This window comes from Cedecea sp. (genome assembly GCF_036500665.1).
Classification (GTDB): domain Bacteria; phylum Pseudomonadota; class Gammaproteobacteria; order Enterobacterales; family Enterobacteriaceae; genus Cedecea.
This window is the reverse complement of sequence record NZ_DASYBS010000035.1, coordinates 108,515-134,878: the sequence shown is the minus strand read 5'-3', so window position 1 is coordinate 134,878 and position 26,364 is coordinate 108,515. Positions and strand designations below refer to the sequence as shown.

24 protein-coding genes are annotated in these 26,364 nt (G+C 47.6%); 5 read left to right on the top strand and 19 right to left on the bottom strand.

Features of this window, described 5'->3' with window-relative positions; genetic code table 11:
• On the bottom strand, positions 1–203 hold a 203-nt coding region (locus VGM55_RS06300; RefSeq protein WP_331635000.1), incomplete at its 3' end, for a helix-turn-helix domain-containing protein.
• Between the two features lie 759 nt (positions 204–962).
• Between VGM55_RS06300 and VGM55_RS06295 the strand changes: the two genes are divergently transcribed.
• Positions 963–1,790: a lytic polysaccharide monooxygenase gene (locus VGM55_RS06295; protein WP_331634999.1), complete on the top strand. Its 828-nt coding sequence runs from the start codon at positions 963–965 to the stop codon at positions 1,788–1,790.
• 579 nt (positions 1,791–2,369) lie between these two features.
• On the opposite strand, the gene VGM55_RS06290 is transcribed toward VGM55_RS06295, so the two are convergent.
• The 18 genes from VGM55_RS06290 to VGM55_RS06205 all read right to left on the bottom strand — a co-directional run bounded on the left by VGM55_RS06290 (position 2,370) and on the right by VGM55_RS06205 (position 22,842).
• A complete protein-coding gene (locus VGM55_RS06290; RefSeq protein WP_331634998.1) occupies positions 2,370–2,651 on the bottom strand; it encodes a hypothetical protein in 282 nt (93 codons plus the stop codon).
• A 218-nt stretch (positions 2,652–2,869) separates the two neighbouring features.
• Positions 2,870–3,439: a hypothetical protein gene (locus VGM55_RS06285; RefSeq protein WP_331634997.1), complete on the bottom strand. Its 570-nt coding sequence runs from the start codon at positions 3,437–3,439 to the stop codon at positions 2,870–2,872.
• A 104-nt stretch (positions 3,440–3,543) separates the two neighbouring features.
• Positions 3,544–4,131 (bottom strand): hypothetical protein, encoded by a 588-nt coding sequence (locus VGM55_RS06280; protein ID WP_331634996.1) that lies wholly within the window; start codon positions 4,129–4,131, stop codon positions 3,544–3,546.
• 247 nt (positions 4,132–4,378) lie between these two features.
• Positions 4,379–7,396 (bottom strand): ImcF-related family protein, encoded by a 3,018-nt coding sequence (locus VGM55_RS06275; protein ID WP_331634995.1) that lies wholly within the window; start codon positions 7,394–7,396, stop codon positions 4,379–4,381.
• Positions 7,397–7,443: 47 nt separating this feature from the next.
• Complete coding sequence (gene icmH / locus VGM55_RS06270) at positions 7,444–8,586, bottom strand: type IVB secretion system protein IcmH/DotU (RefSeq protein ID WP_331634994.1); 1,143 nt, start codon at positions 8,584–8,586, stop codon at positions 7,444–7,446.
• Entirely contained in the window at positions 8,583–9,923 is a 1,341-nt protein-coding gene (tssK, locus tag VGM55_RS06265; RefSeq protein WP_331634993.1) for a type VI secretion system baseplate subunit TssK, read from the bottom strand. The genes icmH and tssK overlap by 4 nt, the downstream gene beginning before the upstream one ends.
• The gene (gene tssJ, locus VGM55_RS06260) at positions 9,913–10,443 is read right to left on the bottom strand and encodes a type VI secretion system lipoprotein TssJ (protein WP_331634992.1); all 531 of its coding nucleotides are present in this window, start codon (positions 10,441–10,443) and stop codon (positions 9,913–9,915) included. The genes tssK and tssJ overlap by 11 nt, the downstream gene beginning before the upstream one ends.
• Positions 10,427–12,361 (bottom strand): type VI secretion system Vgr family protein, encoded by a 1,935-nt coding sequence (locus VGM55_RS06255; RefSeq protein WP_331634991.1) that lies wholly within the window; start codon positions 12,359–12,361, stop codon positions 10,427–10,429. The genes tssJ and VGM55_RS06255 overlap by 17 nt, the downstream gene beginning before the upstream one ends.
• 12 nt (positions 12,362–12,373) lie before the next feature.
• Positions 12,374–12,781 (bottom strand): DUF4280 domain-containing protein, encoded by a 408-nt coding sequence (locus tag VGM55_RS06250; protein WP_331634990.1) that lies wholly within the window; start codon positions 12,779–12,781, stop codon positions 12,374–12,376.
• A gap of 80 nt (positions 12,782–12,861) precedes the next feature.
• On the bottom strand, positions 12,862–13,461 hold the full coding sequence (locus VGM55_RS06245; RefSeq protein ID WP_331634988.1) for a YopT-type cysteine protease domain-containing protein: 600 nt from the start codon (positions 13,459–13,461) through the stop codon (positions 12,862–12,864).
• A 28-nt stretch (positions 13,462–13,489) separates the two neighbouring features.
• Positions 13,490–15,973 (bottom strand): AAA family ATPase, encoded by a 2,484-nt coding sequence (locus VGM55_RS06240; RefSeq protein ID WP_331634987.1) that lies wholly within the window; start codon positions 15,971–15,973, stop codon positions 13,490–13,492.
• A gap of 12 nt (positions 15,974–15,985) precedes the next feature.
• A complete protein-coding gene (gene tssG / locus VGM55_RS06235; protein WP_331634986.1) occupies positions 15,986–16,924 on the bottom strand; it encodes a type VI secretion system baseplate subunit TssG in 939 nt (312 codons plus the stop codon).
• Positions 16,909–18,723 (bottom strand): type VI secretion system baseplate subunit TssF, encoded by a 1,815-nt coding sequence (tssF, locus tag VGM55_RS06230; RefSeq protein WP_331634985.1) that lies wholly within the window; start codon positions 18,721–18,723, stop codon positions 16,909–16,911. The genes tssG and tssF overlap by 16 nt, the downstream gene beginning before the upstream one ends.
• 4 nt (positions 18,724–18,727) lie before the next feature.
• Positions 18,728–19,153 (bottom strand): GPW/gp25 family protein, encoded by a 426-nt coding sequence (locus tag VGM55_RS06225; protein ID WP_331634984.1) that lies wholly within the window; start codon positions 19,151–19,153, stop codon positions 18,728–18,730.
• Between the two features lie 127 nt (positions 19,154–19,280).
• Positions 19,281–19,754, bottom strand: a complete 474-nt coding sequence (locus VGM55_RS06220; RefSeq protein WP_331634982.1) for a type VI secretion system tube protein Hcp — start codon at positions 19,752–19,754, stop codon at positions 19,281–19,283.
• A 36-nt stretch (positions 19,755–19,790) separates the two neighbouring features.
• A complete protein-coding gene (tssC, locus tag VGM55_RS06215; RefSeq protein ID WP_331634981.1) occupies positions 19,791–21,281 on the bottom strand; it encodes a type VI secretion system contractile sheath large subunit in 1,491 nt (496 codons plus the stop codon).
• Positions 21,278–21,817 (bottom strand): type VI secretion system contractile sheath small subunit, encoded by a 540-nt coding sequence (gene tssB, locus VGM55_RS06210; protein ID WP_331634980.1) that lies wholly within the window; start codon positions 21,815–21,817, stop codon positions 21,278–21,280. Before tssB ends, tssC begins: the two co-directional genes overlap by 4 nt.
• Before the next feature lie 17 nt (positions 21,818–21,834).
• Positions 21,835–22,842 (bottom strand): ImpA family type VI secretion system protein, encoded by a 1,008-nt coding sequence (locus VGM55_RS06205; protein ID WP_331634979.1) that lies wholly within the window; start codon positions 22,840–22,842, stop codon positions 21,835–21,837.
• A 391-nt stretch (positions 22,843–23,233) separates the two neighbouring features.
• Here VGM55_RS06205 and VGM55_RS06200 point away from each other — a divergent pair, with 391 nt between their 5' ends.
• The 4 genes from VGM55_RS06200 (at position 23,234) to VGM55_RS06185 (ending at position 26,343) form a co-directional block, all read left to right on the top strand.
• Positions 23,234–23,929: a hypothetical protein gene (locus VGM55_RS06200; RefSeq protein ID WP_331634978.1), complete on the top strand. Its 696-nt coding sequence runs from the start codon at positions 23,234–23,236 to the stop codon at positions 23,927–23,929.
• A 626-nt stretch (positions 23,930–24,555) separates the two neighbouring features.
• Positions 24,556–25,104 (top strand): cytochrome b, encoded by a 549-nt coding sequence (locus tag VGM55_RS06195; RefSeq protein ID WP_331634977.1) that lies wholly within the window; start codon positions 24,556–24,558, stop codon positions 25,102–25,104.
• Positions 25,105–25,350: 246 nt separating this feature from the next.
• Positions 25,351–25,860 (top strand): hypothetical protein, encoded by a 510-nt coding sequence (locus VGM55_RS06190; RefSeq protein WP_331634976.1) that lies wholly within the window; start codon positions 25,351–25,353, stop codon positions 25,858–25,860.
• Between the two features lie 3 nt (positions 25,861–25,863).
• Complete coding sequence (locus VGM55_RS06185; RefSeq protein ID WP_331634975.1) at positions 25,864–26,343, top strand: type II secretion system protein N; 480 nt, start codon at positions 25,864–25,866, stop codon at positions 26,341–26,343.
• Positions 26,344–26,364 lie beyond the last annotated feature (21 nt).

The following is a 26,364-nucleotide window of genomic DNA, read 5'->3' as shown; positions in this document are numbered from 1 at the left end:
GCGCGGTTGTTTGCGGGTTTACCGCGTTTACGCGAAGCGATGCCAGCAGCACCGTCGGACAAATATCTGACAAGAACTCGCTGGAGCTGACGAACGCTGAGGTTCAGCAGTTTGGCTGCAGCTGATTGTGTAAGGAGTTTGTCGCAGACTTGCTGCAGCACGGGAATACGGTTCAGTTCTTTCTGGCTCATGGTAACCAACATAGACGCTCCGGATTGTCTGCCTGTGAAAACAGACTAACCGAAAGATGACATTTTAACTTTGGTAAAACACGACATTATCGCTTTGCGCTGACAATCTAGGTGCACATAATACTGATTATGTTAAATTGAATTGATAGCTACGCACCAAGCTGTCCATCCTGGCCATAACCCAACTATTTAAGGTGAGTATCAAACCGAAAAGGAATTTTTATAGGGTTTCTATCAGTTCGATTGGCCCGTTTTGATGGGGATACTTACGGCAGCGCTCACGATTATCACCTTACCATGAACGTATGTGACTGGTATGTGACAGCATTGATGGCCATGACGCATCGAGGGGGATACAAGAGAGTACCTTCTCAGCGCTCCTGCACATCTAGATCTGTAACCTTCCTAAATAATATCTTCGATCACAGTTATCAGTGTCGTATGTTTAAATTTGTATACTCCAAATTATCACTAACATTTCCTGGTATTTTTTCATGATGCGATTGCACTTTGCTTTAGACCTCATTCCTGTCAGATAGAGCTCCTACCGTCAATCTAGATGTTTCCAAACTCCCCTCAAGTAATCAGACACCGTGACCTAATAAGAAATTTAAAACATTTATTTAAATTATGCATAATCTTTTATCTTGTTTTTTTTGTGATTTACATCACATCAAAAATGAATTTATGAACAATACTGTTTAAGTATTTTAATGGTCATACCAGAGTGTCGGAGCTATCCGATTTAACCGAACCATAGAGAGGTACATTATGTTACTGAAAAAAACACTGTTAACAATAGCAACCTATTCACTGTTCTCCACGGCTGTTTTTGCACAAGAACCGCCACCAATGACAAAAGATAGTGCAGCTCAGAAACACGGATCACCACTCATCCCGATCTCCCGGCAATACCAATGTTATAAAGTTGGCGGGTATTATTGGCCTGCTGACGGATCAAGTATACCGCAAACCGACTGCAGAGCGGCATATCAGCACGTTTATCATAAATACATAGATGAATCTGGTTTTTTTGTCCCTAAAAAAGAAGGAAATAAAAAAAGCACAAAAGAAGAAGTTGACATTATTCAACAATCAAACTATCAATTTTTACAATGGCATGAAACGTCTAAGGATATTGCCGATTATAACAACCCAGAGGCAGTGAAAGCCGCGATACCTGATGGGCAACTTTGTTCTGCTGGAAACGTTGGCAAACCTAATTGGGATGAAAGAGCTAAAGTATGGAATGATAAGTCAGGCTTAGATAGCGTTACTACCTGGCGAACCACAGATATTCAGAAAGATGGTGAGGGAAAGATAGACATCACTTATGATGCGGCAGCCCCTCATGATCCAAGTTTCTTTGAAGTTTATATTTCCAAACCTGAATATGATGCTGAAAAAGCCGCATTAAAATGGAGTGATCTTGAGCTATTAGGCAAAGTTGAAAATGTAAAATTGGAAAATGGTCAATACAAATTCGCTGTAAATGCCAAAAACTATACTGGTAAACACGTCATCTACATCCGGTGGCAGCGAATTGATCCGGTAGGTGAAGGTTTTTACAGCTGTAGCGATGTCAATCTCAAAGGGTAGATACAAAGAGTTTGCCAGCTGAATCGGCGGCATTTACTTATGTAAATGCCCCGAATCATTAGATCAGCTCGAAGTACCTAGTTTTTTGCTGTTAATCGCCTAAAATAGTCTTTTCGTGGAGGGAGAGTTATATTACTATGCAACCTCTCATAGAGATTAACAATCTTCGTGTCTTGGTATACTTTTGCCATGAGGCACATACCAATGAATATTAACTCCAGACGGAACAGGGTACATCGGCGCTTCCAAATACCATGCGCTGCAACGGTAGGAATCGATCATGGCTAATTAAGGCAATTTTTTGTCTTGCTTGCGCGTTACACTTTCTAACAATGAATTATTTTCCGTTGATATTAATTTTTTCTATCCTTCATAATGTAAATTTTAGAAATTAACATGGTATTATTTCCAGCTAACGAATTTAAAACTCAGGCTTATGAAAAATTCAGCTTATGCCTAATATATTTCACTCTAATTAACACCAATGTTACTCCAATCATTAGGTGTCCGAATGTAATATCATAGAAAATAATATTAATACGACAATCTTAGTTTTAAGAATAAGTTTACCGATGTATGCTAACGATAAGTCACAGTAAGTACTGCTAGTTTTTCGTCAGTATCAATATAAATAAAATGGGTGTTGGCAATTTCTGATTCAATACCAGAGTGTATATCGTTACGATTAGAACAGTCTAACCCCAGCAATTGACTATCTTTCTTCACCAGACATGAAGGCTCAACAATACTACCATAAAACCTTACCTGTCCTCCTGCCACTGATGCTGAAACCGATTGAGAATTAAGAACTACCGACAGAATGACTGCCATTAACAAAGTGATCTTTGCGTCATGAAACATCTTGATTATCCTATCTGAATTAACGATGCCTCATAATTTCATAATTCTGACTACAATCGCCATCAGACACAGGCTACAACATTGTAATCCAAACCTTACAATAGAAAACTAACCCGATATAGCAAAAGAGCTTATGGATTTCGTAAGTGCATGATAGTAATTGTAATGATTTAGTTTCCAAGTGAAATTCACAGTGAAAACTTACTGTACTACAATACCTATAAGAGAATCCGATGCCCTAATCGCTCAATTGACAACTGGCTGGATATTCTTTCAAGAAGAGAGAGTGGGATCCCTAATGTAACTGTTCCACCTTCAACTTTCCCCCTGCAAGCATCCGCTCTTATTTGTTGACTAATACCTTTCATGCTTACATCTGGAAGTAACCTTTTGATCAAAGCAGCCTTAACTTCAAATCCAATAGGTAATACCATTAGATACTCTTGTCCTTCCCTCATGTCAGCCTCATTAACATTGTATTTTTTAAATAAATATGGGTGATCAAAAGAAAACCACTTTAGAATTACTGGCTTATACTCACTTTCACTAGCCCGCATTGTTTCCATCAATATTGGGTTCAATAATCCGGACAAGTTTGAAGACATTCGCTTAGAACCAGGTAGCGACACTTTATCCCATGCAGCAGCTTCCAATGCTGACATACAACGGCACAAGCGAGTTGCAGTCAATATTCTATTAACACATAAGGAGTGAATTCGTTGGAATTCATAGATTGTTGTCGGTGATGTTTGTTTTAGATTTTTAATTACCAAATCTTTATATGCCATGAGATAACCTAAATTATAAATAACGTTCACAATGCAAGCATGTAGTTGATATTTTTACTTGGGTGATGTAATAGAAATTTAATTTCACATAACAATTAAACTGGCTAATAATCAAGAGTAAGAAATCGAGCGTTGCTTATATCAACCTTACCCATCCAAGTTACATTCCCTGGCGGAATCGGCCCCTCAAGAATAACCTCTTTCGTATATGCTGCACAAACTCGTAAATAGTTGTCTACCATTATCTCAAGCTTTTTGTTTTTCTCTGCCAATTTGAAAGCCATTCTAGTCAACACTTCATATGTTGCTCCTCTATATTGAGGTTGCTGGATCAACAAAGGTTTTAGATATTCCTCGATAATCAAATATCTAAGAATCCCCTTTGAATAGTTACATCTCTTATAGGTCTTACTGTATTCATGGAGATTGAGAGTCCTTCCAGTATGTTCTATTCTGTATAAATTAAAAATAGATGATGTCTTATACCCCTCTATAGTTAAAGGAGTGAAGTATTCTTCATGATTGTAAATCTCTTTTAGAAAGTTGGCAGCACCTACCTTACTACACGAGGAGAAAACACTATTACCGCCAAAAGGAATAAAAGTAACATCCGTATGCCGAGTTCCCAAAAAACCCTGTTGTAATATATTTTCCATAGGCTTATTATCATATCTATAGTAAATCAAATTCATTACCTCATTATAAATACTTGAATGACTCCAGGGAGAGTAAAACATGAAATTAAATTTGCATATTTATATTATCTTGGTTTATAAAATTCACCTCCTCTAGAATTACACATTTGGTGAGATATATTCTATTGACACGTCCTCTTCTAATGTAAAGTCCTTCAGACATATCCGGATTAATCAAACTAACAAGGAAAAGGCCAGATAGAAATTCATCTTTCTTAGACCTGTCCTAACGTGAGTATGAAAATTAAATGAACACAACCTCATTTGGACAAAGCAGATCTCGTAGCAGTTCTTCAGGAGGAGTCTTACTCTGTGGCAATGTTATCCCTAAAGCCACCGGGTTGCCGGAGAAGTCCAGGCGCAATAATTTTTCGCCCACGTCGTTTTGCTCAGTTGCCAGCTCAAACAAACGAAACCAGGCCCATTGGCCAGCTATTTCAACTTCGCGAGTTTCACCACTATGTAAAGTTATTTGTGCTCTTAATACTCTCGCCGCTGACTGAGGCGGCCAATGAAATTCCACTGACTGAATCGGACCATGGCCATAACGCAACGTCTCCACACCATCGGTGAGAGTAAAATACGCGATATTATGATGCAAGCTTACGGGACGGACGCTGAAATCCAGGGCAGCATGCTTCTGATTAAGGAAAAAAAATTGCTGTATCTGCTCACGCCGTGTAAACACAGCATTATTTGGAATATTCTCGCCAGCTTGTTCCTGAAAACGATCCAAGGCTCCACCAGAAGAAAACAACCAATTGAAATCTACCAGACTCACTTCTTCAGCAGCCTGTTGATCAAAAGGATAACGTTGATGTACTGCAACCTCACACCGGCCCCCCGCTGTCGTTTGCCACAACTGATTCAATGCCATCTGCTGTTTCTGTTGTCGATGGGCACGGTTTGCGTCCAGCAGCCCCTCCAGCAATGGTTGTATCTGTCGGGGACTACGCTCGACGATATCTGCCAATTTATTTTGCCTCTCCGCCCCTGTAGACGAGTCCTCTCCCGCGAGTGGTATTTCCTGGGCGGCGGCTATCAGTGCCATCTGTAGTTCTTCTCTGTACACATCTTTATCAAGCGCGCTATGCAAAGTGAAAAAGTGTCTACTCACCAGATCCTCCTCTAGAGGTTCGCTCTCCGTGCCAGTCCCATCAACGCGCGTCGGCCGTATTTCTTCACTCACCGCAGTCAACAAGGAGAACAAGGCTGAATCGGCCTGTGCTAGTTGTTTCAGCCATGGTATCCAATTCCCACCGGTGGGAGGCAACACCAAAGACAAGTCCGCCAAGAAAGTGTCCCAATACCGAACATACCTTTTAAAATAGGCCTGGCGAACAGCATTCACCAACATCGGCGTTACCTGTTCAGGAACCTCCCCCATCACCCAATAATCCTCGGCCAAGACGTTGGGTAACACTTGAGATATACGTTGTTCCAGATGCCGGTACCCCCAACGGCTATAACGTCCCGTCATCCCTGACGTTACCCGGCCCCCATCCTGACGCTGAAAAAAAAAATCAATATCCGTCCCTTTCGCTAACCCCGAGGTTGGAGGCCGAGCTTCTTCCGCGTGTAAACGGCGCAATAACCGCTCCGGTAGAGACTGGGCCGACAGGCGTTCTCTTACCTGCTGAATCAGTACCTGATTCAACCGGACTTCTTCCGCATGTGATGTGGTTAAGAGTACACGTAAATGATCGGCCAATTGCCTGCGCTGTAACGTATCCAACCCAATCAGTAAGTCATTACGCCAGGACTCCCTGAACCAATCGAGGGCTTGCTCCACCAGTGATAAGGGGACTCCGCCGTTAAGCCCCAAATAAAGTCCCAACAATCGGGCTGCCTGTTCATCCGTTTTTGCCTGCAACAATGCCTGCTCAAGCCGATGTCGACTGTCCGGTAACAACCCGTTGTTCAATAAGTGGAGGTAGAGCTGTCTCGTGTCATCAATCAAATCGCGGGTAAAGCTTATTTTATGCGAGGAACTCTCATCCCATAGTTGCTTGGCAATATTGAGCCCAGCTACAAGTTCAGGCCCCGGGTTGGCGGGAAGGTCCCATTGCTCCAGTCGAGTCAAATAATCGGTAATGCGTTCCAGGTGTTGACGCTCAGAATGAAAATACGCCAACGAACCGCCCACAGCGGCAATCAACAACAAGCAGAAAAACAAGCCGTAAGGAAAGCGAAATGTCACAGTGCCGCGGCGGAACCACCGTCGTACGGCACCATTTCTCTGGGTTGAATTCATCGCCTGCAGTCGGGCTTGATATATCGTCACACCACCCGTTTCCCCGCAAAAACGAAGAGACTGGAGTTCGCATTGTCGCTGGTCAGGAGACGCTGTCAGCAAAAGGGTTAAAAATGCGTGCATTTTTAACCCTAACAACGTCCAATTTCCAGGGAACGTGTAAACTTGGCAACGCTCTCGTCGGTCAGTCTGTTTCTCAATATGTTCAAACAATCCCATATCCTGCGAAACGAACAACGCTTGCATTTGCTGGCATAATCCACCTAACGTCCGCATATTGCCACCGGACGTAAAATGTAATACGGCAATATCCTGGCGCTGGCGCATCGATGAAAACCCGTCAACGACATTACATCCAACGAGCACAATCTGTAATGGCAAGCCTTCCCCCCAACGCTGCGCCAGCTCGGCCAGTCTCATACGCAACGCCAACGCCGTGGCAACCCCTTGTTCTTCGTTGTCTTCCAGTAACTGTGCCGCACTGATAGTCAGCACCACCCCTTTTGGCACATGTCCATATGCATCCAGCAGACTCCACCATAAACCAGCATCCTGCTCATTTTCCTGCAGTAACAGATTACTCTGAACCTCAAGCACAGAAAAAACGCTAATCTCACGGCTCACAACATCCGGCACATCATAACTTCCCTCAGCCTCCTCTGATACAGGATCGGAACCCTGCCAGTGCTGCGTGTTGAGCAGCAGGAATGCACTCTGATTAGCGGCAAGCGCAAGTTGGTGCGTAACAACGATGTTTCGCAATCGCTGTTCACGAGGGGTGGGTGCTGTCTTTACTTTCTGTTCCGTCTTGCTCTTCCGACGCCAATGTCGTATCGCAAGGCCACACGCGAGAAATGTGGCAACGGCGCCAGAAACTATCAACAAAGGAAGCGGCGACGCTAATAATGCTTCAAGACGCCCACGCAACCCTGCCTGAAGCATCCATACAATTGGGGTTACCAGCGCCAATAAGGGATATTTTAAATAGGATAAAGATCGAGGTGACATAGACCGTACTCCGGGTCGTGAAAAAGGATCGATCGGGTTACGGCACACTAATCAATCGGGGTGATATAAATTTCAACGCGACGGTTACGCGCACGGTTGTCCGCATTATCATTATCGACAAGGGGTTCATCAGCGCCGCGTCCCTCTGCAACGATGTTTAATGCTATCTCTGCCCCAGGCGGTGTTAACGCCTTCATCACGGTTTTCGCTCGGGCAAGTGAAAGCACCTGATTGTTTTGCCATTTACGACCAACTGACTGATTGTCACTATGGCCAACAACACGTATCTGAACAGCAAGGTGCCGAAAACTGGAGGACAATCGTTGCAATAACTCCCGTTGAGGCGCTCCAATTTCTGCACTGCCGCTGGCAAAGAATGTGCTGGTACTAAGAGTAATGCGCGCTCCGGGCCCTTCAGAGGTCAAAGTAAGAGCGCCATTGCGAACATCTGTCGCCAACGCGACCGCCAATTGATGCAACAGGTTAGGTTGAGCGGATTGAGAGGTTATAATATCCAGTAGCCGAAGATGTTGCCGTTCGACAGAGGCTTTCAATGCTATCAGCATCCCAACGATGACGGTCAGTGCTAATAATGCTGCGCCACCAATCCACATCCTCCTCCGTGCCGAAAAAAATGATAAATGACACCTGTTCTGTGATACAGGTATTTCAAGCCCGGCCTGACTCACACGTTGATAAAGTCGACGCCGTATCGCCGTCAACTGTGCCACTCCATCAGGTTGGATGCGGTAACGACCCTCTAACCCCAGCGCCAGGCAGAGATAAAACAACGCCAATAACCGTTCATTACCCAGTTCGCTCTGCTCAACCTGCTCCAACAACACGAAAAAGCGCTCCCCGCCATGGCTTTCCCCATGGCAATGCATTAACAGGCTATCACTCCCCCAAACACCACAGCCCCAGGGCGTATCACCAATCGCCTCATCGAGTAATGTGCAAAGCGCATAGTGCGCTGTTTCTATCTGCAGCTTGTCGATCCCTGAATCCATCGCCCGACGTTGAAAATCCTCAAGCAAGGAAATCAGCAACACCCGCAACGCCATCAAATTTGACATATGGCTCAGTCCGCGAAGTCGAACAGACTCGCTGAAAATTTTTTCTGCTAATTGATGCAATACAGCGGGAGCCGCATCCTCATCATTTTTCCCACGTAAATGCCAACGCTTCATGCGTCATTTTCCCGAAATGCCCACAAAGCCAATTCTCCATTGGGAAAATGGCCTGCAACATGAATAGCTAAAGAGCTTGCACCTTGTAGTTTTTCCTCACCGTCAACTGTTGTTCCCAACTCAAAGTATTGATAACCATCAAAGTAAGGCACTTCATGTGGCAAGGTTTGCAGTGCCGTTACCGACAGTCCTGCTAATTGTAAATTCACCATATCGTGTATCCGTTCACTTGTACCCACCTTCAGACGGGAGGGCAGCTCATCGCGCAGCGTATTAGAGGGCATTTCCGCCTTGGCCGCTAAAATAAGGCGGGCCGACTGAATCAACGCGGTATCCGTGATCTGCGCGTGATAAATCCCAAATTCACGCTGTTCCAACGGTAAAGTGATCACATTCGAGCAGCCAGCGATGCTCAGGATGTGCTGTAACTCGTACATCAGAGAGGAAAATGTCTGATCTAGACGCCAATGATCATAGCGCGGCAAAGGCGAGTTTCTTTCCGACGAAAATATTGCCCACTCACCTGTCAACGCTAGCAGTTCGCGGAACAACACTTCAGGATGCAATCTGTCCTGCACGCTGAAATGCGTCAACAACGCTACGGCGCGATTGACCGATTGGCGAAACAAAAAACGACTCACGTCCATCGCCCCACTACCGGCAGATAGAGTGTTGAACTCCTGTAGTTGACGCTGCCGCAAGTGTAAACGCCCAAGAAAATCATCGACCCAACGTGCCAAACGCGGCGCGGCGCGATAACTCAACACCGGAGGAATGTAATCGTCATCCAGAATAATCTGGCCATCCGGCCGCAGCGACTGCACCTGCGCTATTGGCAGATAACAGTACGAATCACACACTTGTGCTTCAGGCGCCAGGCACAGGTTCAGCTCCCCCAATTGCATCAATATCGTCTCGCCATCCGGCGTGATCCGATCGGCTACTTGCGCCTCAATAGTGCGATAACGTACTAACTCCTGCTCCGAGGGCGTAGAACAACTGTCCAACCGGTGACGCCCCATCAAAGGCAAAGCTAATGCCACCGTTGCTCCCACCATATCTTCCGTAACACGCAACGTCGGCAGGGCCGTCGTCTCATCCGCTGAATAATCAAAACTGGAGCCATCCGGAAATATACCCGCACACTCACTCAACGCGATGATCCCCTGTCTCAGGTGAGTAAGATCGAGTCTTAGTCGAGTGAACCCCCACGCGTATTGCCCCAGTTGCAAGGTTGAAGCAATTTGGGATCGCCAGTACCTTTCCTGTTGTTGAAAGTGATGAGGTTGCAAAAACATCCCTTCACACCAAATCACTTTATGTTGGTTATCCGCCATGTTTAGCCTCTATTGTTGATTGTGCTACTGCTTCACCGTCTTTGGCTGACACAACGAGAGACTGGTGCAGGATATGAATCCTTAATGCGTCACGCTGCTTCATGTCTAATGGATAGCTGAAACGCCATACACTCCTCGCCAAGTCCCGAAATTCCGCCACCAGAGCGATATAATGTGCTTTTGGATCTAATGGCAGTCTCATCTGTTTTATTTCACCAGGTAGCAACATTAACGAACGTCGGCTAAGCACGCCATGAAGGGCCACAGGGCCAGGCCGGGCTACTAACGTGAAGAATTCGGCATGGTTGAAGTCTTCGTCATCGGATAGCTGCATTACCCAAATAAGGATTGGCGAAGCGCGCAGATTAAGATCCGGGTTAACATCTTCACTGGCTACCAACGATAGGGTTAGCACACTGTCTTGCTCCTGAGCGCTCTGGCAGCCGGCAAGCAGGGAACTGCAAAATACCAAAGCGGTAGCCCAATAACGCATTAACTTATAATTAAAGGCTGCCATCATCCGCCTCCTTAGGGTGCTGAGGCGTCGAAGTGTTAGGTTCTTCTGCCGTAGAGGCTTTCGCACCGGAGCCGCTGTTGATATTGACCAATGTATTTGCCTTGATATTGATTAAAGCACCGTCGATTGATACTCCCGTAGGCCCAAGAACCAGCGTGCTGCCACCGGCCTTGAGCGTCAGAGTCACTCCCGCCTCCAGAGTCAGGTTTCTGCTGCTTTTAACATCCAGTTTGCTCGCCATCAGTGCCAAGTTCCCCTCCACTTTGCACGCGCCTTTACCTTCGATATGCAAAGAAAAATCCTTGCCGACTTGCCGAAAGCTTTTTCCGCGAACGTTATGATGCTCATCCCCTTCGCTGCGAATATAATGGTTGCCCTTCACCAGTAAATGTCGATCGTTACCGATCCATTCCAGCGCGTCGTTCTTCACAGAGACGTCTTTATTGCGGCCAGCATGCAGCAGCAGCTGTTCAGCGCCCGCTTTATCTTCAAACCGCCATTCGTTGAATACTCCAGCATCACCAAAAGAGTGGGATTTAAAACCGCAGCGTGTGGCTTTTTGCGGCAGAGCATAGGGTGGTAGCATGCCGGCGTTGTAAACGCAGCCAGTAACCAAGGGACGATCCGGATCACCCTCCAAAAACGTAATGACCACCTCCTGGTTAACTCTCGGTAGAAATACACTGCCCCAGCGATCTCCCGCTATGGGTTGCGCTACGCGCACCCAGCAAGAACAGGCGTCGTGTTGATTATTCCCGCCATCCCAATGAAACTGCACCTTGATACGTCCGTAACGGTCAACCCATTGCGCTTCGCCCGCCTTACCCACTACCAATGCCGTTTGGCTCCCGGCAATAACCGGCCGCGGCGTCTTGCGCGCTGGGAGGAACTCCGCCTTTTCCTTTTGCAACACCAATGGGCTACTGAACTGCAGATTGCAAGCCCCACCTGCCGAGTATTCGCTCCAAATCTCTGGTTGCGCCTCGACAATTAAATAATTCCCTCGTGCGGATTCATCGTAATGCCCGCTGAACGTGATGATGCCGCCAGCGGCTACTGCCGGCATTTGGGTTTCTGCAACAACACAGCACTTCCCTGTCAGCTCGGCCTGTCGTTGCCGCTTTGCACTGTCCTGGGCCGCGTGCTGACTATCGACCCGCGCGGGGTAGTTGAGCCAGACACTGTCGCCTTCTCCGGCTCGTGCGTGCAACAGGCCCGATTCACGGTTCATTGCTTTGGTATAATCAAAATCTCTCGCCGCTGCGGCATCCAGCCGCCATTTTTCTTGGGGTTGCCAACGCTGTAACGACGCCTGACCACGTTGTCCCATCGGATCCCACAACATTTCGTTGCAACCGTCGATAGCTATGTGGCCTACCGTCGAATCGACAATCGTCATCGGGTGATCATTGGCAGTATGTCGGAAGAAATAATACAACCCCTGCTCCTCCATCAGGCGACAGACGAAGTCCAGATCGCTTTCCAGGTACTGCACGCAATATTCCAGAGGTGCATAACTACCTTCATGCCGCCAGTCCGTCTGTATTTCATCCCTAAATATGGCTTTAATTACCTCAATGACGCTCTGTGCCTGAAATACCCGGCAGTGCCGATTTAACGACAAGAACCACAGTGTGGGGCGCAAGATGAACTGATAGCGAAAATGACGCCCTTCCGGCCCCTGTTCGGCAAACTCGGCAATGCGACCGTGGAAGTAGCGGTTAGCGCCGTTGTCGCCAGTAATCTCCACCGCCAGCGTTTCGCCGATCATTGTCGAAATATCAATAGCGCCAGCCGGATGGAGAAGCACAACCTGATAGTAGAATAACTGGCTGAGTCCTTCATTTCCGGATAGTCCAGCAACTTGAGCGTGAGCTAAAGCGGCGGGGGCGTTAACCAGTACCGCCCTGATATTTCCCATCCGAACCCTCCTTTAAGCTATTTGCGTCCGCAGGCTGCCCGGATGGATAACTTCAATCTTTCCAATCCAACTACATTGACAGGTTGAGTTTTTATTTAATGCCGGCATACCAGCGATCTGTGTCTTCTCCGCACCTTGTTCCCATGGGAAGATAACCATTGGAACACAGGGTGCTGGAGTTGGTGTTAATACCCCCATAGCCGCGGCCGTTGCCGCAGCAGTTGCTGCTATCACTGCAGGATTGACTTTCGAGTTACACATTCCGAATGAGAAAATATTCACCATCGGTTTGTTATCCATAATATTGGCTGCGGGATTTCCTTCCACAAAAATACGATTCTGCGGTAATATTATTAGTGGCGAAGGAAGCGTTCCTTGTGTACATTTTAATATTGCACCATTGGCAACTATATTCTTCATGTTTTATTGGCGGTTATGTTTTATACGTGAATTTAATTTCAAAATCCTCACCGAACAACTTCACCTCAGAATAAGCAAGCTTACTTTGACTTTATAAACAATCCAGCGGAAAGAATGTATTTCTTTTTGAGGCTTTTAAGTAAATGATCTCTAATATCATTATAAACATCCTTATCTTCACCCCTCCAAATATAAACCCCAAAATTAGGATCGTAAAAATAAACCTTATTGTATTTAGAATACCTAAAGACAGCAACCGCATGTCCACTCATTGGGCTATCATCAAATAGCAACAGACAGGCTGTGTCTTCTGTTTTCCCGGAAACATATGATTTCAATTTAGCCTTGGATTTTTCACAAGAATCGAACTCCAACAAACCAATATTATTTCCTTTTATTTTGTATTTTATCCCATGAAATGAGTCTTTTATTTTTTTACCTGCCCACTTCAATCTATCTTTATCTAAAATCCCAGAGTGTCGATTATAAATCTCCCGTTGAAACAGAGTCGATTCTTTCAATTCGATATCAGAATCCGGTGGTAAAACATTTGCACCATCACTATTAATTAATTTAATAATCCAATTTAAACTAATTCCAAAACAAATCCCATCATCTCCATTTTCCCTAGAAAGAAAATCATCATAATTAGATACTGGATATAGAAGTTGTAAAGACATTTTTTTCCTAAAATTCAAGGGTGAAAAATTATTTTGAGCAATCAGTTACGACCTCGACTACCACTTCGTGATTTTCAACGGTCAGGCGACAAGCGTGAATGACTGCTTCACTGTGTTGATTTGTTAGTAGTTGCATACTAAGTTTTGGCAACAAATCTTGGGTTAACAACGCATCGACCCGCCGACCACCGCTGGCGCTTTGCGCACACCGTTGCACCAGATGAGCTACCACTGTAGTGTCGTAATGCAGAGGCACTCGATAACGCAACCCCACCCTTTCGGCGATACGCGCCATGCGTTCGCTCACGATAGCCGTCAGCATGGTTTCGTCCAGGGGCAGGTAAGGAACGGCGATCAACCGTCCCACGAAAGCGGCAGGGAAGGTCTGCAACAGTTCTTTCTGCAGTGCCTCTACCAGCACTTCTGGAGCAGCTCGTTGCCCTGCAAGGTGCTGAATCACTTCGCTCCCCAGGTTACTGGTCATTAGAATCAACGTATTACGGAAATCGATAACGTTGCCTTCCGCGTCCTCCATTCGTCCTTTGTCAAACACCTGGAAAAACAGTTCATGCACATCGGGATGCGCCTTTTCTATTTCATCCAGCAGCACCACGCTGTGTGGCCGTCGCCGTACTGCTTCGGTCAATACCCCGCCTTCGCCATAGCCGATATAACCGGGAGGTGCCCCTTTCAGCAAGGCGACGCTGTGCGCTTCTTGATATTCGCTCATGTTGATGACGATAAGTTGTTGCTCGCCGCCGTAGAGCAATTCGGCCAATGCTAGTGCTGTTTCAGTTTTCCCCACACCAGATGGCCCAGCGAGTAGGAAAACCCCCACAGGTTTCTCCGGTTGATCCAACCCAGCCCGGGCAGTTTGAATACGCCTGGCGATTGCCTCCATCGCCATTGGCTGTCCATGGATCCTCTGGGACAGGCGCTCAGACAGGCTCATCAAGGTCTCAATGGCATCCTGTTGCAGCGTTGCCAATGGAATCCCGGTCCAGGTTTGCAACACTATAGCTACAGTCTCCCCATCAACCGGAATATTTTCCACCGTATGTTTTTGTGCTGCCTTCCATGAAATTTCTTCTTCAGCCAAAGCAGCCTTTTTTTTTGTTAGTGTTTCCTGCAACGCCGCGAGTCGTACCTTCCTATTGTCACCGTCTTCTGCCAGTCGCAGCCCTGCAGTCAAAGAAGCCACTAACTCGCGCAATTCAAGCAGTGCTGTCGACGCTGTTTCCCTTTCGAGCCGTGCACCGGCACAAGCGGTATCCAGCAAGCTCATCGCCTTATCCGGCAGTTGCCGTTCTGGTAAATAGCGATGCGACAACATCACCGCAGCCTCCAACGCCGAAGCCTGAACGCGCACCCGATGATGGTTCTCCAGCGCCGGAACTGCACTACGTAACATCAGCAGTGCCGTTTCTGGCTCTGGCTCGTTGATACGTACCACCTGAAAACGGCGTTTTAACGCCGGATCTTTCTCAATATGTTTTTTATATTCGCGCCAGGTTGTCGCACCAATAGTACGCAGTGCACCTCGAGCCAACATCGGCTTCATCAGGTTGGCCGCATCGCCAGTCCCCGCTTGACCACCTGCACCAACCAACGAATGCACTTCATCGATAAATAGTATTGTCGGCGTCGCCGCATGTTGGATTTCCTCGGCAAGTTGACGCAGGCGTTGTTCAAACTCACCCTTTATCCCTGCACCTGCCAACATCAGACTGATATCCAGTGCCAATATCCGCGCATCCTGCAGTGGCTGCGGTGCCTCACCTGCAGCAATCATTAATGCCAGACCTTCAACTACTGCCGTTTTCCCTACACCAGCCTCCCCCGCCAGCAATGGGTTGTTCTGCCGACGACGCATCAAGATATCCACTAACAGACGAATTTCCCGGGTGCGTCCATATACTGGGTCAAGTCTCCCACTGCGTGCTGCCGCCGTCAGATCGCTGGTATAGCGTGCTATCGCAGTTTCATTGCTCGACGCTCTTTTTTTCTGAGCTTCTACCACATCGGCGGCGATATTTTCCGGAGAATCGACCAGAATATCGCTGAGTTTTTCAGCTAATTGACTACCTTCAATACGGCCGAAACAGCGGGAGATAGCCAACAAAGCGTTATGTAATGCCGGTGTTGTCAATGCTCCCAGCAACAGATGTGCAGTGCGAATGCGCGGAGCATCAAACTGCAAAGCGCCACACAACCAGCCGCGCTCTACCAGCTCTTCCAACTGCATGGAGAAATCAATACCCGACATTGCTCTGGCAGGTAAACGTGTCAGCGCCCGTTGCACATCCTGTACCAGCTCCGTCGGCGGAATGGCGAAAAATGCCAGCACACGGTGCAAGTCTGAATCCGGCTGCTGCAACACTTGGTCCAGCCAGTGGACAATCTCAACATAAGGGTGGCCTTGGGCCCGGCAACTTTCCGTTCCCTGCGCCATAGCGCGATAGCTAAAATCGCTCAGTTTGCCGAACAACTTTTCGCGGCTGATAGTCATCATAAATAATTTGCCTTATGGATAAAAACGCGCGGGATTGAAGCGATAACCCCACAGTTCAGCTTTGGTGGTCTGCCCCAACCAACTCTCCCGCCCCAAGGCCAATCCGGCACCAAGACGCAACGTGGGACGCTGGGTGGCAGGTAGCATCAGATTGACATGCCATTGCATTGCTTCACCGACATAGCGACGGATCAGGTAAATCATCAGGTCCAACTGCGGATGGCCAGGTAAACAACGTTGATACGCTGAGAAATCCACGAGATTGAGCGTCAGGCTAAAATAGTGCTGTGCACTACAAACCCGGGCGCCGAGCACATTGCCACCATTGAGACAGCTGCCGTTCAATCGATTGCAATGTTCATTTTCGAGTGCCAGCCAGCCCCGAACCAATGGCGTCACCTCAGCACGCAGGTCAAACGCGGACAGCAATAGCCGGCGCAAACCCTGCTTACTACGGCGTTGCTCGATAAACTCCCCCGCAAGCCCACATTCCGGCGACAAATGGGGGGAGCCGACCAATGCGGACAGATAATCCTCAATGCAGCTTCCTTTGCGTGCCTGAGACCAACTGCGGTATAGCAACGTCATTAAGCGGTGGTTAAAAATATCGAGAAAGTGCACCAATGACGGGTCCTGATGGTTGTGCTTACGCGACAGTGCTTCTTCACTCAAGTGCAACGGCATCGGGGCGTTAGGACCAACCAAACCGAAAAATGTCACCTCCAGGCGCTCCAGCCCGTCACGGACTGGGGTTAGCTGCTTGACCACCGCAGGTTCGAACGCCAAAGAAACATGCTGCCCAAGACGAATGGGGTCATCCTGTAGGCGCCCAGAGCTGCCGAACGGCTGCGCCTGAGGAAAAGCCTGCTCTATCATGTTTAGCGCACTGAAAAAGTCATAGCGCCAAGGCTCCCGTCGTAACTCTGCCAACAGGTCTAGAGTATCGGGCACTGTCCGCTCCTTGCTCGCCATTGCTTCAACGTGCCGTGTTGTCGACCAACCAACCGTAACTCAGTAAAGCTATTCAGAGCGGCGTAGCGCACCAGAAATGCTTCCAGCATCGAGCCAAATAATACTACACCGGTCCCTTCATAAGCCGTTTCATCGAGTGTGAGCGTCAGTTGAACGCCACGCGCAAATACCAGCGGGCCGGGCCCGGCTATACGCCGGACGACGGCTTCACTGCGCAAAGCGCAAATCCCCTGCAGCCACCGTTTTCCGGTTTGATGACCGAGAGGGAGGTATAACGCCAACAAATCTCGCAGCGCCTTTGCTCCTACTTCGCCATCGGGCTCGGCCAGCGGTAAATAACCTCGCGATAGTTGATGTATTGCCCGTACAGCTTTTTCGCTTTGAGCTGGAGCAGGCAACGGATGCGATGGTCCACATAACAAACGTATCGCCCGAATCGGAGCATGAGCATCAGACACCAGATCGGTATTTCCCTTACCCAAAGCCATTAGCAATGGGAGACCTCCGTTGGAACAACTAGCTTCCACACCCAGTTGACACAATTCAGTATCTATGCCGGCATGCAGCGAAATAAACACCTCACTGCCGGCATAACCTGAATAGGTACCGCGCGCCCGACTACGCGGCCTTCGGCGTAGTTGATACTCCCCCACACTGGCATCATCACGCGCTAAAGGGCCATACATCGGCCGCAGTTCTCCCAACTTTCGGCCACGGGCGGTAAAGCCCTGTACCGATAACACCTGATGCAGTTGGTAATCCCGCGGGCGAGCACGGTCAACAATTAACGGATATTCGTGTGCATAGTGTTCGATCGGCACGCGGTCGCAACGCCTGGGGAACAAATTTGCTACCGGGACACAGAACAAGGCAAAAGCTTCCCGACTTAACGGCGTCGGCAACGCCAAAGATGATTGCAGTAAAATCAGTATTTCAAGGCTATCGCTGTTGCAAGCCCTGATGGAGGGTTGTAAACCGGTGATACGAACAAAACGGTACCCCTCAGGAAATGCGAAGAAATGCTTCAACAACGAATAATGCGAGCTTTGTTCATCCAACAGTCGCTCGTCCAGTAAACCGCCCGGGCGAAGGCAGGCAGCATCCAGATATTCCCCTGAACTTGGATCTTCACCGGAACGCACCAGCACGCCGGGGGAATGTGCCATCATTGCTTCATAAAGCGCCGACGAGCCAGCACCATCACGTAGAAACAAATCCAGCTCCGCCATCGCCAGAGAGCAAAAAGGCAGTCCATCGCAAGTACGTAACCTCATTCGGATCATCGAAGCGGCTTTCCCAGCAGCTTGATAGGCAGTACCCAACCAAGCCGCCGGCGCTGTGATTAACTCCGCATCCATCAGCTCAATTGGCCATAGTGTGGCTGACGTAAGGGTACTGAACTCACAATCCACCGCAGTGTCGCTACGCCCCCCAGCCTGGCGCAATGCGCTGCCGGCAGGCAGGGTATAACCTCCCTCTAAAGATCCCTCACCAACATCCGGCGTTAGCTGCACGATGGCAAAAGATGGCGTCGGAGCCAAGGCTTCGGGTTGCACCAATGCCAACAGACTCTCGGAGAAATTCGGGAACTCTGCCTCAAGCTGGAGCTGAATACGTGCGGTTAGAAACGCAACGCCTTCCAGCAAGCGCTCCACTGAAGGATCCGGCGCACCGCCCTCCCCCACGCCCAACCGCTCGGCAATCTTGGGGTAATCCAAGGCAAACTCACGACCTGCATCGCGTAAGAACTGTAATTCACGTTCATAATGATGCAGCATTCGCTCATCCATACACAGCGCCCATATAAAAGGGGGTAACCTGAACTTCGCCGCTATCGGTATTCCAGCGCGAGTTCAAACTGAAAGCGAATCGTTCATGCCGGTAATCTACTTCACCTTCAATAATAAAGTTCAGTGAAGTGCCGCTACGGTGGTCAATCTGGCTAAATCGCACCACCAGTCCCTGCTGATTAATGCGGGGTTCAAAGCGTAAAATCGAGAGCCGAATGCGCCGGGCCAGCCGCAACGTGTCAATGCCGGACATCGTTGTACCCGCCAGGTTGTCGACGCCGAAATTTACCACCGAGGCTGAGGCATAGGGATATTTATTCGTACGGCCTAAAACATCGAGCCCGGAGGAATTAAATAAGATCGCAAACCTGTCACGCAAATAATTAGCAACGTCAAAACTTAATCGACGATTATTCACATCCGTCAGACAATGAGAATCGGGCGTGTTAAACCTTTCCAGTAATGGCAATGAGCATCGAGTTATTAGCATGAAATTAAAACCATCAGAATAGGCAGGCGTAAAATTAACGCCCACCTTGTTATAATTAAGCTGGTGCGTGCTTCAAAAGATCCCATTTCTTACGTACTTCAGGCGTTTTGTCTTTGCCGGAATACTCGGTATAGGCGTATTCAGCTTTGACAAAGTTGATGCTAATATTCTCAACTGGTCGTCCACCACTGGATTTAGCCGAATAATAACTGATAATAGGCTCGCTGATTTTCAGCTCCATGAATATTTGGTTGGTATTGTCTTCACCCGCTGTTTGAATAAAGTGCACTGTCGCTTCACCCAGAGATTTTCCCGTCAGGGACTGGATGAAGAGATTAGGTGAGGCGATATCCCCATCCTTGCTCAATACCAATTCTGAAACAAAAGGTTGTCCAGTTTCACGCTCGCTGTTAGTCACATGGATATGACGCCCAGATGAAATTTGCATATCGTTAAATTCAATCCACCCTTCATGATCCTTTACTTTAGAGTTACCTTTAATTTCTGTTGAAAATTTCAATAAAATCACTATTTTCTCCTGGTTAATTAATAAAGTTCTATTTCATCAAGATGATGCCGAAGGCAATTTAGCGGTTAGTCGCAATGAAACTGTGAGTCCTTCCAACTGATAATGGGGTTGTAGGAAGAATTTCGAGCGGTAGTAACCCGGGTTTTGTTCATCCTCCACTACTACTACCTGTGCCCCCGCTAGCGGTTTTCGTGCTTTGTCCTCATCCGAGGCCGTCGCAGGGTTATATTCGACATATTGATTAATCCAGTTATTAAGCCAACTCTCCATCTGGTCGCGGGTTTTAAAGCTACCCACCTTATCGCGCACGATGCATTTCAAATAATGTGCAAAACGGCAGGTGGCGAATAAATAAGGCAAGCGGGCAGCCAGATTGGCATTGGCTGTGGACTGCGGATCGTCATACTCTTGTGGGCAATGCAACGACTGAGCACCGATAAACGCAGCATAGGTGCTGTTTTTTCGATAGATCAGAGGCATAAAACCACTTTTTGCCAGCTCCAGTTCGCGTCGATCGCTGATGGCGATCTCCGTTGGGCAAGTAGCATCCACCCCGCCATCAGCGGATGGGAAGGTATAAATAGGCAAGCCGTCGATAGCCCCACCAGACTCAACACCTCGAATTCGCGAGCACCAACCATAAACTTTGAAGGAACGGTTAATGTTCACGCCCATTGCATAGGCCGCATTAGCCCAGACAAAGTTCTCTGCCTTGCCTTCCGTTACCTCTTCAAAGTGGAAATCTTCGACGGGTGCAGTGCTGGCACCATAAGGGATACGCGCCAAAAATCGCGGTAACGTAAGACCAACATAACGTGAGTCTTCAGAGTCCCGGAAATCGCGCCAGGCAGCGTAATCCGGCGTCAGAAACAGCTTGCTGATTTCACGCGGATTGGCCAGCTCTTGCCAAGACTCCATCATCATCACCGCAGGGTCCGCCGCCGAGATCAGCGGCGCATGGGCAGCAGAGGCAATCTTGGCCAGTGCGCTCAACAACGCGACATCCTGCGGCGAGTTATCAAAATAGCAATCCGCGATCAGCACACCATAAGGTTCTCCACCGAACTGACCGTATTCCTGCTCATAGATCTTCTTGAACAACGGGCTCTGATCCCAGGCAACCCCCTTGTACTTGCGTAAGTCCAGATGCAGCTCTTTTTTCGATGCGTTGAAGAAACGGATTTTCTGCATATCATCGGTTTCAGTGTTACTCACCAGAAAATGCAGACCGCGCCAGGTGGATTCTAGCTGCACAAACTTTGGATGATGCAGAATGGCATTCACCTGAGCAGATAGCTTTTTATCAATTTCGGCAATCAACGACTCAATAGTGATCTGGGTATCTTCCACGATCAAATCGGTGTTCCGTAAAGCATACTGGGCCAAGGTTTGCACGGCACCTTCTACGGCGTTTTGTAACTGGACCGTCTTTGGCCTGAATTCCCGTTTCAGCAGGCTGTTGAAGTCGTCCGGGCTCAACTGCAATTCAACTCCAGCTTGCTGGGAATTTTCTGCTTGTACGTTCATGGCATATCCCCTTCATCAGGATTTTTTTCCTGTTTCTCTTCAGCAGCACCTTTGGCGCCCAAAGCGGTCATCAGTTCGGCGTTGGCCAACAAGTCGGTTACCAGTTGCTCAGCACCGGTTTTGCCGTCCATATAGGTCATCAGGTTTGCCAAGCGATTACGAGCCTCCAGCAGTTCACGCAAAGGATCGACATTTCGTGCCACTGCACCCGGCGAAAAATCGTCCATTTGACGAATATCCAACTTGAGCGCCAACTCACCTTCCGCCGTCAACTCATTAGGTACACTGATGTCGATATAAGGATTTATAGCCCGCAGGCGATCGTCAAAATTGTCGACATCAATATCCAGGAAATTCCGCTCGGCGATAACCGGCAACTCGCCACGGTTATCACCGGAAAGATCGGCCATCACACCGTTAATGAACGGCAGCTGGACTTTTTTATCGTCGCCCTGAACGTCAACGTCGTATTCAATCTGTACCCGCGGGCCGCGATTACGCCCGATAAATTTTTGACCGTTATCATTTGTTGCCATGTACTCACCCTATTGGTTTAGTCATCAATTGTTGTCAGCCCGGCCAAGTTTTTAATGCCAGTAATACTTTCAGGCGTTAATTCACTAATGATTTGCAGAAAGTTCATATCGACCAGCTTCATTGCCCGGGCAATCAGCAGCGGTACCGGGCTGTTGGGCTCATGCGAATGGTAATAGTGGCAAACAGCATCCAGTGCCTGGATCACCTCCGCACGGTTACTGCACTCCCCAGACAGCGCCAGGCTAGAGTTGGTTTTTCTGTCGTCATTCGGCAGCAGCTCGGCGGCAGCCACTTGCGGCTTCACCTTCACGAAAGGTAAAAGCCGGGCCAACATACGTTGCAGCATCTGCTCCAATCCCTGCAGCGGCAGCCCCGCAACGATGCCGATTCGCTCGATGAGTGCAGCGTGAATGTGTCGTACTACATCCAGTATTTGCTGCAACGCCTCAACGGAACACTGAAATTCACCTACTTCGTCCGGGCCGGTAATACGTTGCAATCGTGCTATACATGCCTCTCGGAGCTCTTCGTCAACCGCCACTCCTGGAGCATCGTCCAGAGGGGAAAAACACAGCTCGCCGCCGATATCCGTAAGGGGCAACCGTTTAAGCTGGGCTGCGGCGGTTGCTGGCGCCGCTAAATAAGCCAGAGCGTTCAGCCTGATTAGCGGGTCATAACAGTCCTCCTCCAGCAACTGCGGATGCAGGTTTTCCCAACGCTGGTCGACCAGAAACTGAATCACCTGCAGACCTGAGAGAAAGCCGGCGAAACCATCTCTCATCAACCAGGCATAGCACTGGTACACCGCAGCACGCAGGTCCAAACCACGCATCAGTAACTGTTCACACTGTTCGGCAACCCAACGCCAATCAGTTTCTGGCGGTTGATAGACCTGCTCCCCATACTGCACTTCTTCCCCGCCTTCAATCGCTACCACTAGCGCAAGAAACTGCGGGTCGTATTCCAGATCGTCTCCTGCCTCGCATAAAGCGAGCTGGTGTAGTTGATTCTCTATATAAGTCATGGAGGGTTTTATTCCTTCGGGTTCTTCCACGCTACCGCCCTCCCTTATTGTCCGATGACGGATCTATATATAGAGATATAATAAAAACATGAAACATGAAACATGAAACATGAAACATGAAAAAATAATAAACCACCAGTAGAAAGCTAGACCAAATCAAATAAAATTAATGTCAGAAAACACCCTGAAGTTATGTAGGAAACTTCCCACGGGCACGCACTCGTCGTCACTCCTTACAAATAACTTAATCACGTAAGCCCGACCTTACATCAGGTAAGGCATCCACCCACAGAAAAAAACACCCCACTGATGGACTTAATTAAAATCAGGAGTATAAATAACAGTCAATACTATTTTCAAAATAAAAAGCAATACATAAGGACACATATGCATGCCACTTTTAGATAAAAATACATTTGAAAAATACCAATACGGAAGCAATCAATTATACTCGCAAAGATATAACGACCTATTGAGGTCAAGGTCTAGCGATGGGATATGCCTTGCCGCAGCTATAAACTTCGTTGAATTGGCATACTCGGGCAACACCATTGATTTAAATGGAAGCTATTACTCTTTCATTTGCAATGCTGAGGAATTAAACAGAAAGCAAGCAATATATATTTCATCGCACTCCAGCATGGGAGGGGATAGAAATTATTTAAAAGAAGAGTTATATAGAATAGTAAGGGGAAATATTTCAAACAGTTACAAATCAGATGTCAGTAGTTATTTTTCAATTGCTAATAACGCTGGAAATATAATTAGTGGAATACTAAATGAAGCAACGTCATATCCCTGCGGCGTCATAGCTGTCACGGATTCAATATCGCACCATGCTTTGGCCTACGCCTGTGACCGACATTATCTTTATTTATACGATCCCAATCATGGGATTATGCGATTCAGAAGGACGTTAGAGACAATGCTAAACCAAGCATTTTCGCGATATATCGGTCTGGAAAATGGTTGTGACATATCATTCATTGCACAAGCATATTGCAGAATTCCCGCAGATGTAACTGAACCTTCAAGTCATATCGCACAATCAAAATTATTTACAAAAAATAAAAGTGGGCACAAATAATAGAGTTTAAGCGTAAAAAACCACTTCCTGAGGAGATCAGATTTCTGAGAATATTATTTATGGTTAAAAAAACCTGATCTAGAGCATAATAAATAAAAGAATACATGGCAATACTTTCAATGCAAAAAAACATGTGATGAACTCATGTATAACACCATGTTTTTATTTACTTCTTATTTGTGGTGAGCAAGGTGGGATATTCCGGCGTGGGTTTTCTTCCGGCTAGAACCTTGCAGGTTCAATACCATCGCAGGGGGGGTTAAGGCTGAAAACAAAAGAGCCCAAAAGTATAATTCATCTTATATTATCCATAAGCAACATCCGAATAAAATCCGCCATCACAATGATTATTTAAAAATATCATCATTAAAGTTCATAAATAATTTAAATACTATTTTCTCCATGAGAAAATGCATACACACTAATTATAGTGTGTATGCACTCCCCTTTTTCATCAAAAATAGTTTACCCATCACCTAAAACTTAAAATAAGAATCTTCCTACAAAGCCAACAGACACCTCCTGCATTCAAACCATTAAATTACTGACATCATAAATGAATCATCATTAATGATGTGAATTTTTATAGAATGTTATATACATTCTTACAACAAGTAGAGCGCGTCATGATCCACAATATAAAAATCAACACTGGGATATGTATCATGAAACATAAATATGCCTGGCAACAGGTTGTTCTCCATTGGCTTTCAGCTGTTATTATTATTTGGGCCACCTTCAGCGGTTTTTATGTCGCCATGTTTGACGTCTCGGCGGGCATCAAGGATTGGGTGGGTTTTTTTAACGTCTCGCTGACGGCGGTATTTATCCCGTTCTTTGCCTTACGGGTGTGGTATTTACTCAGATTGGGCAAGCCGACTCATGAGCAGCCCCTCACCCTTGCCAACCGCGCCGCCGATATCGCTCATCTACTGCTGTATATCAACATCGCCGTGGTGCTGATCAGTGGCGTGCTGATGATGGAACGAGACATCAACATATTCAACCTGCTGACTATCCCGCAACCTATCAACAATCTGGCTGTCACCCAACAGTTCAACATCATCCATATAATCTCCTGTATTAGCCTCGCGGGTCTGGTATTGCTGCATGTACTTGCGGTAATTAAACATGAGGTTTGTGGCAACCGGATCCTTCGAAAAATGTGGCTGTAGCCCTTCATTTTATCCCCCCAGATAGAGGTCAAAGTTACATCTGGGGAAAAAGGCTCTCACAGTCCTTACCGTCCAAATAAACCAAACTCACATGCCTGTTAAGTTAATTTTTAACCTTATTTCCTTGCATGCGATCAGAAACTTCCTACATGCCGCCAAGACAGTGCCGACTCCCTTCCCCTGCCCGTAACCGTTAAGATCCTATCAGCACTAAGCACTTATTTAATGCGATTAAGGAAGCCTGACATGTTAACCCGCGAACAATGCAGAGAAATTATCGACGCCGACTTACTGCCTTGTCGAGAGGCCTTTACTCTGGATTGTCGGATTAACAGGCTGACTTTGCATTCTCGCGGCGTTACCTTAACCTTGACTGAACCGCAAAAACGGCTGCTGGTCTGCCTGGTTAAGGGAATTAATTGCAAGCGCCAGATCATCAATATTGTCTGGTACGAAAATCATCGGCGTATAAGTGACAACAATTATCACCAGTTAGTGTTTCAGCTGCGTGCCTTATTGAAGCAGCATCAGTTGCCCGCACAACTCGTACTAACTGTGCCGTACTACGGTCTGAAATTAAACGAACCCCTGCTAAGCGCCATGCAGCCTTCGATAGCGCCCACCCCCACCGCGACGCCGACGCGCATGGGGAATAATAACTACGGTGAAACTGGCGAGGCTTCATCCTCGCTCCTCGCACGCCTGATGAACTTCGGGCGTTCTTTTTTCTTTATTTTCTTGCTTGTACTGGTCTGACACATGAAAGGGCCATTTTCCGTGTTTCCTTATACTCCTGCGCAATTACTTTGCCCAGTCGCGTCGCTGATACTCTTGGTTGCCCTAGGTTTTCGTCTGCTCGCATTGTGGCCTCAGCCTGAAATGCGAATCCGACCCTTGTCCGTCTCAATATCACCTGAGTTTCCCCAACTGGACACCACTGCCCTTGAAAAACTGACACTATTTCGCCCCCCCGAAGCCAAGGGTCCGGCAGCTTTTCGCATCGGCGCCATCGACGAAAATTCCCCGTTACTGCGAAATGCACCGCCCAGCACACTGAATGCACGGTTGGTTGGCGCGCTCAGCGGTCCGCATGGTATTGCGATAGTGGAACGCGCCAGCCGCCAAGGCAGCTATAGTCGCGGCGATGCACTCACCGACCAAGTCAACCTGGTCCGTATATTCAACGACCGTATTGTTATCAGCCACCGGGGGCAGTATGAAGCCCTGCTGCTGGACTGACCCAGCCGCTCGCGGCGCCGA